Source organism: Fibrobacter sp. (assembly GCA_024399065.1).
Classification (GTDB): domain Bacteria; phylum Fibrobacterota; class Fibrobacteria; order Fibrobacterales; family Fibrobacteraceae; genus Fibrobacter.
In genome coordinates, this window is the sequence record JAKSIB010000059.1 from 1 (window position 1) to 12874 (window position 12874).

Annotated in this window: 11 protein-coding genes and 2 pseudogenes; 7 read left to right on the forward strand and 6 right to left on the reverse strand. The window is 51.3% G+C overall.

The window, feature by feature from the left end:
* The 7 genes from MJZ25_15740 to MJZ25_15770 all read left to right on the forward strand — a co-directional run.
* Positions 1-294 (forward strand): tryptophan synthase subunit alpha (locus tag MJZ25_15740; protein MCQ2125627.1); only part of this gene is annotated, 294 nt, incomplete at its 5' end.
* A gap of 130 nt (positions 295-424) precedes the next feature.
* Positions 425-1804 carry a chloride channel protein gene (locus MJZ25_15745; protein MCQ2125628.1) on the forward strand — a complete coding sequence of 460 codons (1380 nt, stop codon included), beginning with the start codon at positions 425-427 and terminating at the stop codon, positions 1802-1804.
* Between the two features lie 35 nt (positions 1805-1839).
* Positions 1840-2844: an SPASM domain-containing protein gene (locus MJZ25_15750; GenBank protein MCQ2125629.1), complete on the forward strand. Its 1005-nt coding sequence runs from the start codon at positions 1840-1842 to the stop codon at positions 2842-2844.
* 126 nt (positions 2845-2970) lie between these two features.
* Positions 2971-3471, forward strand: coding sequence for a preQ(1) synthase (gene queF, locus MJZ25_15755; GenBank protein MCQ2125630.1), 501 nt, complete (start codon positions 2971-2973; stop codon positions 3469-3471).
* A 37-nt stretch (positions 3472-3508) separates the two neighbouring features.
* Complete coding sequence (locus tag MJZ25_15760; GenBank protein ID MCQ2125631.1) at positions 3509-4213, forward strand: queuosine precursor transporter; 705 nt, start codon at positions 3509-3511, stop codon at positions 4211-4213.
* Between the two features lie 68 nt (positions 4214-4281).
* A complete protein-coding gene (locus tag MJZ25_15765; protein MCQ2125632.1) occupies positions 4282-5121 on the forward strand; it encodes an arginase family protein in 840 nt (279 codons plus the stop codon).
* Positions 5122-5985 (forward strand): rRNA pseudouridine synthase, encoded by an 864-nt coding sequence (locus tag MJZ25_15770; GenBank protein ID MCQ2125633.1) that lies wholly within the window; start codon positions 5122-5124, stop codon positions 5983-5985.
* A gap of 62 nt (positions 5986-6047) precedes the next feature.
* On the opposite strand, the gene ftsE is transcribed toward MJZ25_15770, so the two are convergent.
* The 6 genes and pseudogenes from ftsE to MJZ25_15800 form a co-directional block, all read right to left on the reverse strand.
* Positions 6048-6737: a cell division ATP-binding protein FtsE gene (ftsE, locus tag MJZ25_15775; GenBank protein MCQ2125634.1), complete on the reverse strand. Its 690-nt coding sequence runs from the start codon at positions 6735-6737 to the stop codon at positions 6048-6050.
* Between the two features lie 22 nt (positions 6738-6759).
* A complete protein-coding gene (locus MJZ25_15780) occupies positions 6760-7224 on the reverse strand; it encodes a peptidyl-prolyl cis-trans isomerase (protein ID MCQ2125635.1) in 465 nt (154 codons plus the stop codon).
* Positions 7225-7230: 6 nt separating this feature from the next.
* Positions 7231-7587, reverse strand: a pseudogene (locus MJZ25_15785) (peptidyl-prolyl cis-trans isomerase).
* 105 nt (positions 7588-7692) lie between these two features.
* Positions 7693-7974, reverse strand: a pseudogene (locus MJZ25_15790) (SurA N-terminal domain-containing protein).
* Between the two features lie 71 nt (positions 7975-8045).
* Positions 8046-8861, reverse strand: a complete 816-nt coding sequence (locus tag MJZ25_15795) for a hypothetical protein (GenBank protein MCQ2125636.1) — start codon at positions 8859-8861, stop codon at positions 8046-8048.
* Between the two features lie 61 nt (positions 8862-8922).
* Positions 8923-12874, reverse strand: a 3952-nt coding sequence (locus tag MJZ25_15800) for a DUF3418 domain-containing protein (protein MCQ2125637.1), incomplete at its 5' end; no start/stop codon positions are given.

A 12874-nucleotide genomic window follows, 5' to 3' on the forward strand; every position in this document is an offset into this window, starting at 1 on the left:
CTCGAAGAAATGGCATCCAAGGGATTCAAGTACATCTACGCAGCACTGCGCGCAGGTACTACCGGTTCCCAGACCGTCATCGACCAGGCAACTCTCGACTTCCTGGACACCGTGGGCAAGGGCGGTGCCAAGGTTCTTGGCGGTTTCGGTATTCGTACCGGCGAACAGTCCAAGGTTCTCTGCAAGCACGTGCACGCAGTGGTGGCAGGTTCCGTGTTCGTGAACATCATGCTTGAAGACCCGAAGAACATCGCAGGCGTTGAAGCCAAGGCCCGCGAACTTTCTGGCCTTTAATCAAGCGAAATGTCATTGCGAGGAGCCCACGCGACGTGGCAATCCAAGCAAATATTAAAAAGTCCAGCGGAAACCCCGTTGGACTTTTTGATTTTCTAAATTTGCACGCGTAAAAACAAAAGAGTCTAGTATGAAATTCAATCAGCAATACAAGCAGTTTCAAGATCAGTTCGCCGGCATGTCTCCCGAAATGAAGGAGCAAATGATGAAGATGGCGAAAGAGCAAGCCAAAATTCGCGTTACCGGATTTTTCAAGAAGTGGTTTGCTTTACCGGTGCTCACCATTGTTGCTGTCGCCATGGGTGCCGCAATCGGTGCATTAATGGCATTTTTCGGCCAGGTGTTGCTTGCTGTCGGCGGGCTTCGCGATGCAAATCCGATTTACTTCATTCCCGCATTGGCTCTGGCTGGTGCAGGAATCATCCTCCTTTACAAGAAATTGGGTAAGGGCGCTGAACGAGGCATGGGCTTGGTTTTCGCCGTGGGTCAGGGTAAGGAAAACAACATTCCTCTCCGCTTGATTCCCTTGGTTGCGGTAACAACTTGGGCAACCCATTTGTTCGGTGGTAGCGCCGGTCGTGAAGGTGTTGCCGTACAGATTGGTGCAACTTTGGGCCACAACATCAGCAAGAAACTTCCTTTCGAAAACGCCGGCCACATTATGTTGGTGGCTGGTATGGCCGCAGGCTTCAGCGGACTTTTCCAGATTCCTATGGCAGCAACCGCATTCGCTTTGGAAGTTTTGATTGTGGGTCACATGGATCTCGCAGCACTTTTGCCCGCAGCGGCAGCAGCATTTACCGCCTGCAAGGTTTCCAACATGCTGGGCCTTGAAAAGTTCAGCGTTGACCTGAATGGTTTGCTCTGCACCGACGACGGCACAACAGTCACAGGCCTTTTCTTGAACAATGGCGCACTGGACATTAACTTTGTGGTGAAACTCGCCCTGATCGGTGTTCTCTTCGGCATCATCGGAGGTGGTTTCGCAAAGCTTTTGAGTCTGGCCAAAACATTCTTTGCCAAGAAGTTTCCCGACCCCATCAAGCGTATCGCCATCATGGGCGTTTCGCTTTCTGCCTTGTTTCTGCTGCTGTGGCAGGGACGTTACTCCGGCCTGGGCACCAACTTGATCGACATGAGCTTTGTTGGCGCAAACGGTTTTGCCACTGACATTGCCAGTTACGATTGGCTTTTGAAATTGGTCCTGACCATTCTTACTTTGGCCGCAGGATTCCAAGGCGGCGAAGTCACTCCGTTGTTCAGCATTGGCGCAAGCCTTGGTGCTGTTTCCGCAGTGATGTTCGGTTTGCCTTTCCCGCTGGCAGCAGCACTTGGTTACGCAGCAGTTTTCGGCAGCGCCACCAACACTTTGTGGGCACCCATTTTGATTGGTTGCGAAGTCTTCGGTTTTGACTGTTTGCCAGCATTCTTTGTGGTTTGCATTGCTGCTTATGTTTGCAACGGCGGACAATCTATTTACAGCCAAAAGAAGTTGAAACTGAAGTTCTAGGAGATCCCGGATCAAGTCCGGGATGACAAAATCAAGTGAACGGCGTTTATATTGAAATCACGGATGTTTGCAATTTGCATTGCAGTTTCTGCCCTTGCGGAGATCCCGGCCCAAAGGCCGGGATGACAACAAGGGTTGCCGCTCCGCGTACTTTCATGCCGTCGGAACTTTTTGAACGTTGCCTAAACGAAGCAGCAACTGTTACAGAACAGGTGTACTTCCATGTTCTTGGGGAGCCAACACTTCATCCTGGCTTTGGAATTTACCTAAAGAAATTGGAGCAAGTTTCTTCCGCACGCAACGATGGAAAAAGTTTATCCCTGACTCTGACTACAAACGGCACCACCATTGAACGCACAGGCAAAACGATTCTCGCCTCCCCCGCTGTTCGCCAAGTGAATTTTTCCACCCACGCTTATGCAGAATTGCCTTTGGATGAAGCCGCGGAAAACCTGCAGAACGTGCTGGATTTTTGTCGCATCGCCGCAGGGTCGCGCCCCGACTTGTACATCAATTTGCGTTTGTGGAATGTTGGGGATGAATGTTCTAACGCGTGGAACAACTACATGCTGGAGCAGGTCAATAATGCCTTCGGCCGAGTTGACTGCGCCAACGAGATTCGCGCAGATTCATCAAACAAGAACCGCGCGCCAATCACCTTGGAACATTTCTGCAGCCGTCACAAAAGTTTCCTTGTGGAAGGCCGCATCTACATCCATCAGGATTCCCGCTTCGAGTGGCCGGAACAGGTTTCAGGTTCCAGGCTCGAGGCTCGAGAAGTTTTAAAAAAACAGAGCTTCATTTTTCCGCGAGGAACTTGTCGTGCCTTAGACACCCATGTCGCCATTCTTCACGACGGTCGCGTAGTTGCCTGCTGCCTGGATCATAGCGGGCAAATTACCTTAGGCCATATCCAGGAAAATTCCTTGACAGAAATTCTTTCCTCCCCCATGGCTACAAATATCCGCGAAGGCTTCGCCAATCACGAGCTTCGCCACCCCTTCTGCCAAAGCTGCAAGTTCTGCAAACGATTTAAATAAAACATCAAGGGGCGCACTTCACCTCGTAAACCTTGAAAGCCATCCCAATTTTTTCTACATTGCTCCTTGCTTGATAAAGTAGACAGTTCGAAAACCTCCTGTCTCAAAACAAAACTAGGAGCTAAAATGACCGAGAAATGCGGCCGCACCGACGCAGAACTTGAAGGCGTCACCTTACTTGGCAATCAGAACACCAAGTACAAATACGATTACGATCCCGAAGTATTGGAACGATTCCCCAACAAGCATCCGGACAATGACTACATGGTCATGCTGAACTGCCCGGAATTTACATCCCTCTGCCCGAAAACCGGTCAGCCGGACTTTGCCGAAATCCGCATCAACTACGTGCCGGACCAGTACATTGTGGAATCCAAGTCCTTGAAGCTGTATCTCTTCAGCTTCCGTAATCACGGTGACTTCCACGAAGACTGCGCCAACATCATCATGAAGGATTTGGTAAAGCTTCTGGATCCCAAGTACATCGAAGTGGAAGGCATTTTCACCCCCCGCGGTGGAATTTCCATCTACCCCTTCGCCAACTACGGCAAGCCGGGTACCGTGTACGAACAGAAGGCTATCGACCGCTTATTCGCAAGCGTTGATCGCAGAAACTCCTGGAAATAAAACTTTGTTCCCGGCCCTTCAAACCTGGAGCCTTAAAATGAAAAAGACTGCTGAGAACCTTATCCTTCTCAACATCATTTTTACCGTGGGCCTCGTGATTTCCAATGTGGTCACCGCAAAATTGATGTACACCGGAATTAGCCTCTTCGGCAATCCCGTCACATTGCCGGGCGCAGGCGTTTGCTACGCCTTCACCTTCCTCGCCACCGACGTCATCGGAGAAGTCTGGGGCAAGAAAGAAGCCAACACCGCCGTCATCTTCGGCCTTGTCGGCCAGGTATTCGCCACCTTCCTGATTTTGTTCACGCAGCACTTGCCCGCAGCCGACGCCGGCATGCAGGAAACCTACGTGAAGCTCCTGGGCCAAAACTGGGTATTCGTGGTTGCAAGCCTCGCCGGGTACCTCATCGCCCAGAAGTGGGACATCTGGATTTTCCACAAGATCCGCAGCCGCTATATCGCAAAGCACGGCGACACAAAGCACCGCTGGATTTGGAACAACGCCTCCACCATGACAAGCCAGATCTGGGACACCATCGTGTTCATTGGCATCGCCTTCGGCTTTGGCTTCGGTTGGCTGTTCCAGGCAGAAATGCGCCCCGTACTCCTTTCCATGATGGTGGGCCAGTACGTGTTCAAGATGATGCTTGCCGCTTTGGACACCCCTATTTTCTACCTGCTTACACGTAAGCTGAAAAACGAAGAAATCGATCTGAGCGCTTTAGAGCCTCAGCAAAACTAATTCCTCCTAACCCCCAAAATGGGAGTGTCGGCGAAAGTCGGCACTCCTTCTTTTTTTATTTTTGAACTATGCAGTTCTACACCACCATCCAGGATTTTGCAGGCGTCTATGGCGAGCAGCCGTTCATGCAGGCACTCCGCGCCAACGATAATGTGCGATGGATGGACTGTACCCAAATTAGCGGAACAGACTGCTACTGCGATGACGATGCCCAGGCAGAACTGCGTAAGTTCATGACTGAAGTTTGCAACACAGGAAATCAGCCGGGCGTTCACTTTTTTGATAACGGAAATTACCATTACAACAGCAAGCTTTGGACAGACTACGTTCAGGAACCTTTTGACTTGGTGATTTTTGACCATCATCCGGATATGCAACCTCCCAGATTCGAGGGAATTCTCAGCTGCGGCGGATGGGTCAAGGAAGTTCTGGACCATAATCCTAATGTGCGAAATGTGGTGATTATCGGTGTGGCAAACCACCTGGTGGAAGAAATCAAGAACGAACCTTCTACGGAATTTGAAAAATACGCGGACAGGGTTGTCTTTGTAACAGAAAGTGGTCAAGTTCTTGGATCGCCACGGTGCGACGCACCTCGCGATGACATCGCAAAAGCAGCAATCCAAGCGCTTAGCACCTTACATTCCGAAAGTGTTTATATCAGCATCGACAAGGACGCCCTCGCTCTTTCTGAAGTGGTGACCAACTGGGATCAAGGCTCCTTGACCTTTGCGCAACTAGACGAAATTCTGCGAGAGCTTTTTGCAAACCATAAAATTCTTGGCGTAGATGTTTGCGGCGAACGAGCCACCAATCAAGATTACGCCGATGGCATGGACGAAGGCTCCGCCGACGTTCTGAACAACGCGTTTAACGAAAAACTTTTTAACCTGCTGAGGTCATTGTAAATGAGTTTTAAATCATTTGGCAAAGCCAACAATAAGCCACAGCAGGGGGCAAACAAGTTTGTAGGCAAGGCACACGGCGTCGCCCGCGTCATTAGCAAGCGTGGCTACTGCAGCCGCAGCAAGGCGGAAATGTTGGTGCGAGAAGGTCGCGTCACCCTCAACGGCCGCATCGTGCGAGACCCGGAAACTCCCGCCCGCGAAAACGACGAAATCATCATCAACGGCAAGCGCATCGAAGCAAACGAAAAAGTCTACTTCATGATGAACAAGCCCCGCGGTGTGGTAACTACTGCAAGCGATGAAAAAGGCCGCGCCACCGTCACCGAACTTTTCAAGGAACAATACAGCAAGCTTTTCCCGGGCAAGGAAGCGCCCCACATTTCACCGGTAGGCCGATTGGACGCAGCCAGCGAAGGGTTGCTGCTTTTCAGTAATGATACCGAATGGGCTAACAGGATTTTGGAACCGAAGGCCGGCTCTGCTCAGGTTAACTCAACTTCGATTGCCACGCCTGCGGCTCGCAATGACAAGCAATCGCAACCTGAACACAAGAAGATTTACCGCGTCCAGGTGAAAGGTAAGCCCACAGCCGACGAACTTCATCAAATGGAAGTGGGCGTTACCGTGCCGCCTCGCGTGTTTGGCGAACCGGAAGAATTCATGCATGCCGCATCCGTCACCCTCCACGCCGAAGGCGAAAAGAACTGCTGGCTGGAATTCACTTTGACAGAAGGCAAGAACCGTGAAATCCGCAGAATGCTTGCATTCCTGGGCTACGAAGTCTTGCGCCTCGTCCGCATTCAAATTGACGACTTTACTCTGGGCGACTTAAAACCCGGCGAAATCAAGAAAATTCAGCCCTAGATTCCTCAATTCGCTTCGCTCCCTCGGAATGACAACTGAACGTTATTCGAAATGAGTCGCGCTTACAGAATATCTCTGTTCAAAAGTTCGCCGTGATCCAAAGTCAAACGGCGGAAAGGACTGTTCAAATAGAAGTCCGGGTTATGGGTAGCCATCAGCACGGTAGTACCGCGGGCATTGATTTCCTTGAAGATACGGAAAACTTCTTCAGCGTTTTTCGGGTCAAGGTTACCGGTAGGTTCGTCAGCCAGCAGCAGGTACGGATTATGCACCATGGCGCGGGCAATGGCAACACGCTGCTGTTCACCACCAGAAAGGGTATAAGGCATAGCAAAACGCTTCTGGCTAATTCCCACAAGAGCCAGCGCGTCAAACACGGCGGCGTTAATCTTGTTGCTGGGAGTGCCCACAATGCGAAGAGCAAGGGCCACATTTTCGAAAACGTTACGGTCCGGGAGAAGCTTAAAATCCTGGAAGATAATGCCCATCTTGCGACGGAGAGCCTGGATATTCTTATCCGGGGTGTTCTTGCTGTCGTAAAGGCAATCGCCGGTGAACTTCACCATAACCTGGCCGCCGCGCTCTTCATCAGGGCGTTCGTCCATATAAATTAACTTCAACAGAGTAGACTTACCTGCACCGGAATGACCTGTCAAGAACACAAACTCGCCCTTGCGAATTCGGAAGGACACATTGGAAAGTGCTTTCCAATTGTCTTCATAGGACTTGGTCACATGGTTAAAGTGAATCACGGTGCGGAACCCTGGTGAACTATTATTCGGTCAAGCGAATATCGATGTGGACTTCCTTACGCCACTTCTTGATCAGTTCTGTAAGTTTCTTGTTTTCAAGGTGGCTTGCTGTCAGCTGTTCAATCTTGCCGTAGTCTTCTTCAAGAGTCAAGTCGCGCATCTGGCGGGCATCATCCAAACGGAAGATATGGTAGGCACCATCGATCAAGACCGGTTCGGAAACTTCGCCCACGTTCAAGTCGGCAACAGGATCAACGTATGCCGGTTCCATTTCATTCTTCTGGAACCAACCGAGACGACCACCGGCAAAGTTACTGGATTTGTCTTCACTGAACTTTCTAGCGGCATCAGCAAATTCTTCAGAAGTCTTGACTGCATTGTGCAAAGAATCAGCACGTGCAATAACTGCAGCAGAGTCCTTTGCAGTAGGAACCGTGCGGAGCAAAATCTGTGCGGAACGAACACCATCTTCCTTACGGCCAAGCACGCGAGGAATGTGCCAGCCCAGATTAGTCTTTACCGGAGCGGAGGAATACTGGCCATTCTTCAAGCCGTCCAACGCACGTTCAAAAGTCGGATCCAACTGGCCGCGCTTAAAGTAGCCCAAGTCACCACCCTTTTCTGCAGAGCTGTCCTGAGAATACTTCTGTGCAAGAAGTTCAAAACTCATGCCCAAGTTCAAAGTGTCAATAAGAGCTTCGGCCACCTGACGGACGGAGTCAATCACCATGGAGTCCGGGGTAATGGGCAACTGGATGTGGCTCAGCAAAACGCAGTTGTACTGCGGCGGAATAGAATCCTTGTATTCGTTATAGAAGTTATCCACCTGCTTCTTGGTGGGGTTGATCATGCCAACATGACGCTGACGAACACGGGTCACTTCGATATGGCCACGAATCTGCTTGGAAAGCTGGTCGCGGTACTGGGCCATGCTCATGCCAAGCTGCGCGCGAATTGCCTTTTCCAAGGTAGCCAGGTTAGTATTCTGACTTGCGGCCAACTGCTGCAAATGGGCGTCCACACGCTGTTCCACTTCGGCGTCGCTCACCACGATGGAATCGCGGTCGATACGGCTTAACAAGACCTTTTCTTCAATGAGTTGGTCCAGCACGTATTCCTTCTGCTGCTGTTCGGACATTGCAGCGCCTTCAGGAGTTTCCTGGAAGTGGTAAAGGTTGTTCAAGAATTCGGAACGCATAATGGGCTTGCCATCAACCACGGCAGCCACACCTTCCATCAGGACAGGTTCTGCCATCACGGCGGAAGCCATTACAAACATCAACAAAGAAATACGGCTAAGGAACTTCATTATTTATCCTTTTCGCTAAAAACATTGACCTTGGAGAAAATGGGGCGAGCGTTCTTCCATTCCTTCTTCAATCGGTCCATCACAACCTTTTGGTGTTCCACCCAGGCACGGGAAGCCACATCTTCGGCAACTTCGGCGTAAGGCAGAACGTCGGCAGAATCCAAACGAGAAACAACCACAGCAATCTTCAGTGCGTTACCGCAAACCTTCATGGGGGTAATCTTGCCCACGGTAGCCTCGGTAATGGACGGAAGAATACAAGTATCCGGGGAAACGGTTACGGAATCAAATGTTTCAATCTTCTTGATCAAATAATGAGGATTAGGCATGGAATCATAGACCTGATCCTTGTGGCCACGGTAATAGGTGCTACCATTGCCCCATTCCTTAAAGTAGAGGATAGCGCCGGAGGCCATGGTCTTTCCGCGGAGGAACAACTCAGAATGGCTGGTGTAATAGTCCAGGCGTTCGGCATCGCCAACCATCATGGTGTCAGCGAAGCTCTGCAGGAAATGATCTACAACCATCTTACGGACAGTCTGCTGGATTTGACTCTGCAACAAAGTATCATCCATGACGCCGCTCTTCTGGGCTTCCTGGAAAATGGTTTCCTCATTAATCCAATGGTCCAGGAAAGTCAGCTTGGTACGATCGTCCCAATTGTCCCATTCCGGAGCCATTGCGCGGATATCAGATTCGTAAAGTTTGGTTTCACCAACAGAAACAACCACCTGGCCTTCCTTACTGAAAGGCATATCACAGGCAGCCAAAGCCACGAGGCACAAAATACTGAAAATGCGAGAAATAAAACTCATCGCCCACAATTTAGAAAATTACGATGGAACAGCCCAATAAAAGGGTGCTATAAAGCCAAGATTATAGTCGGCCAAAACAGCCTTTCAGCTTGGCCAGAGCATCTACTTCCACCACTTCTTCGGAATCATCGCCTTTGCGCTTGAATTTGATGATTTCGAAGTCTTCCAGCATAGCCTTTGCCTGCAGGTAAAGTTCCGGATATTCGGAGTCGTCAGCGGAAAGTTTATCAATGCTGGATAGAAGGTCGCGAGCGGCCTTCAATTCGTGATCCTTCATGAATCGGGCCTTCAGGAATGGCCTGAAGGATTCACGGAGGGAGCGAGCGTCCAGCGAAACTTGGGAGGAGCCGCCCTTGGAGCCCGCGGCGGATCCTGAGGCGGAATCGTCGCCAAAGTCCAGATTTTCCACCTTGACGTTGAGGATTTTTGCGGCGGCGGCGATTCTTTCGTACAAAGTAGCGCACTTAGAATCTTCGCTGTAAACTGCGGCAAGTTTCTGGACAATGAAATCGCGGGCGGCGGCAGCATGTTCCTTGCCCTGACGCATGGAGACGCTAAAGTCCTTCAGTACAGTCCAGCTCTTTACAAAAGCTTCTGCACCCAGCAGGCCCATTTCATAAGTGGCTCGCACCAGAGAAAGACGGATTTCTTCATCTTCGCTGCGGGTAGTGGCAGCCAAGTTGCGGAAGTCGGAAATCTTTTTACCGCGGGAGAATTCAAGCCCGGAAAAGCGGGTGCAGCGATTAGCATCCAGATTATCAACGTTCAAGGACTTGGCCACCCAGATTTTCATGGCAGTCTTGTAGCCATCGGCATACAGGCCACCCGTTTCCAGCATGTTCAAGCGGTCAGCAACAAGGGAGGCATCAGGTTCGAGGTGCGAGTCTCCAGAATGACCATGGGAATCACGTTCCAAACGCTTGCGGAAGTTCTGCCAGAACAGGGATTCTCCCTGGGACATCAAGGCAGATTCGCCAAGACGCCAACCAAAGCGGAATCCATCCAGCGGAAAGTCGATACCGAAAGTTACCACCACCTGGCGCACCGCCAGGAACAAGCGGAAACTACCCCACTCCGGAGAAAGTTCCAAGGGGAATTTTTCTGCGACACCAGGCTTGAATACGCTTAGATGTAAGCGCAAGTGATTTTCCCTTTCGGGAGTCACCGTAGGAATGTCACAATCCAGTTGCTTGATTTCAGACAAGGCTTCGTACAAGCAAAGGAGCGGAGCCTTGTGGGGATTATTCAAAAGCTTATCGCAGAAGGCGTCATCAATTTGCGTGCGGCGGCCTTCCAAATACTTCTTGGCCGCCTTGGGCATTTCTCGCACAATGGATTCAATCATCCATTCACGCCACTGGTGGATGGAAAGGGCCAATGTTGCGGGAGACGTTTCTGTGAGCAAATCGAAGGGGAACCTTAAGGTAATACCATCGCAACTCTTGGTGGCATCAAAGACCATTTCACCAGTGACCACACGTTCCTTGCCGCGGGTCAGTTCCATAATACGGAACTGTTCTACGGAACCACCAAGTTCCGCTTCAGGCTTATCCGTTTGCTTTTTTCCACGCTGATCACGAGAGCCATTCGTTCGGGACTCAAAGAAATCACCAAGTTTTGCGAAGCCTCTCTCGTCTCTCGTCTGTAGGGCAACGCCCGTACTCTCGTCTAATTGATCCAGCCAGAACTTTTCATCAAATTTCAGCCACTGGTCGCCCTTTTCCGCCAGATAATTTCTGAGGGTTCGGATGGAATTGACCTTCGGGGCAATTCGCACGTAGTAATCCACCAAGGCGTCTTCGCTGGGAGCGAGACCGAATTGACGCTTGCGGGCTTCCAACGCATGCAGGTTTTCCACCACACGTTCGTTATGGGTCATGAAGGGGAACGGCCTTGCCATCTCCCCCACCACAACGGCTTCGCGCCAGAAGATTTCTGCACACTCTTCTGGATTGATGCGGGCATAGTCCACACGGTTACCGCGACTAATCACAAGACCGCGGAAACTGACTTCCTCAACCGCTTCAACAAAGCCTCGTTCCTTGTTCCACGTAGGAGCAAACCAGCGGCGGGTGCAGAAAGGTTCTGCCACTTGCAAAATCCATTCCGGCTTGATTTCCGTACCCTTGGTCAAGAAGATTCTACTAGTCTCACGGACTTCAGCACTAAAGAGCCATTCCACGCTCTTGCCATAAAGATCGCTTCCCGGGAACACATGAGTTTCACGGCCGCTTACCAGTCGATAACAACCGTTTTCAATATCGCGGCGGGCAATGCCTCCCAGGAATCCGGAGAGCAAGGCGATATGCAGATTATCTGCATGGAAGCTCTTCAAATCGCAAACGCGGTTTTCAAACTTGGCATCAAGAATTCTGCCGAACTGCTCGTACAAATCAATCCATTCGCGACAACGCAGGAAATGGAAGGAATTCTTGTCGCAGAACTTGCGAAGCTTATTCCAGGATTTTCCATCCCATTCTTCGCAGAAGGCGTTCCACATGCAGACATAAGTCAGGAAGTCGCTCTTATGGCCTGCGAACTTACGGTGCAAACCGCGGACACGGCCACGTTCCGGTTCTTCATTAGGAACAACTCGCGGATCCTGAATGGACAATGCGGAACAAACAATCAAGGCGGGCTGCAAAACACCTGCATCACGGGCGCGCAACAATACCGCGGACAAAGCCACGTCCATGGGCAGCTTCGACATTTCGCGGCCAAGTTTTGTTACATGGGCAGTTGCATTATCCGCAGTCAGGGCTCCAAGTTCAAACAAGGTCTTGTAGGCGCCACGGAATGCAGAATGAGGAGGCGATTGCAGGAACGGGAACGTCTCCATTTCCAGGCCAAGACTGCGCAACTGCAGCACCACATTGGCCAAGTTACTGCGACGGATTTCCGGTTCCGTAAAGTCATCACGCTTTTCAAAATTCTCGGGAGAATAAAGACGAACGCAGACACCAGGCTTAACGCGGCCCGCACGGCCAGTACGCTGACGGGCGCTGGCCTTGGAAACTTCTTCCACAGGCAGCCCCTGGATTCGGGCCTGGGCATTGTAACGTGAGATACGCGCCATGCCTGTATCCACCACGTAGGCAATACCAGGAATAGTCAGGGAGGTTTCGGCGATGTTGGTAGCCAACACCACCCGCGTCTTATTCGTACTCTTGAAAATACGGCGCTGTTCCTCGGGACTCATGCGTCCATACAGCGGAAGCACATCAAAGCTGGCGGCATCCAAGTCGGGCTTCAATTCGTTGGCCAAATCCTGAATGTCACGTTCCGTGGGCAAGAAACACAGCAAGTGGTCGCGATGTCTGCTTTCCAAATCCAGAATCGCATCGCGGGCTTCCTCAATGAGCCCAGAGTCTCCCTTGCCGGACGCGTCACGAGGACCATCGTCGTCGCTGCCATCGGGGCCGCGGAACCCCTTTCCCCACGGGTTGCCTGCGCTGCGGGACTCCCCACGGAAATAATATTCCACGTCCACAGGGAACGTGCGGCCTTCCGCTTCCAGCACACAGCTGCTGTCGTAGAACTTTTCAAAGAGGGCTGCATCCAGAGTTGCAGACGCCACAATCAGTTTAAAGTCCGGACGTTCCTTCAGCACCGTCTTGAAAATGCCCAAGAGGATGTCGATGTTCAAGGAACGTTCGTGGGCTTCGTCGATAACAATGGCGGAGTACTGCTTGAAAAGCCTGTCGCGGCGGAATTCCTGCAAAAGGATACCGTCGGTCATCACCTTGATGGGCGCGTCACTCGTCCCCTGCTCCCAAAAACGAATCTTGGTACTGACCAAGGCATCGTCCTTCAGTTCTTCGCGAAGACGATCTGCAATGGACATAGCTGCCAAGCGGCGAGGTTCCGTTACGCCAATCTTAAAGGCAGCAGGTTCACCCGCGTTGTCATCCCGGCGAAGGCCGGGATCTCCTTCCTGTTTCTGGGCCTCGGGCCTCGAGCCTCGTGCCTCTTTTCCAAAATCTCGAACCTCGGGCCTCGTGCCTCGTGCCTCT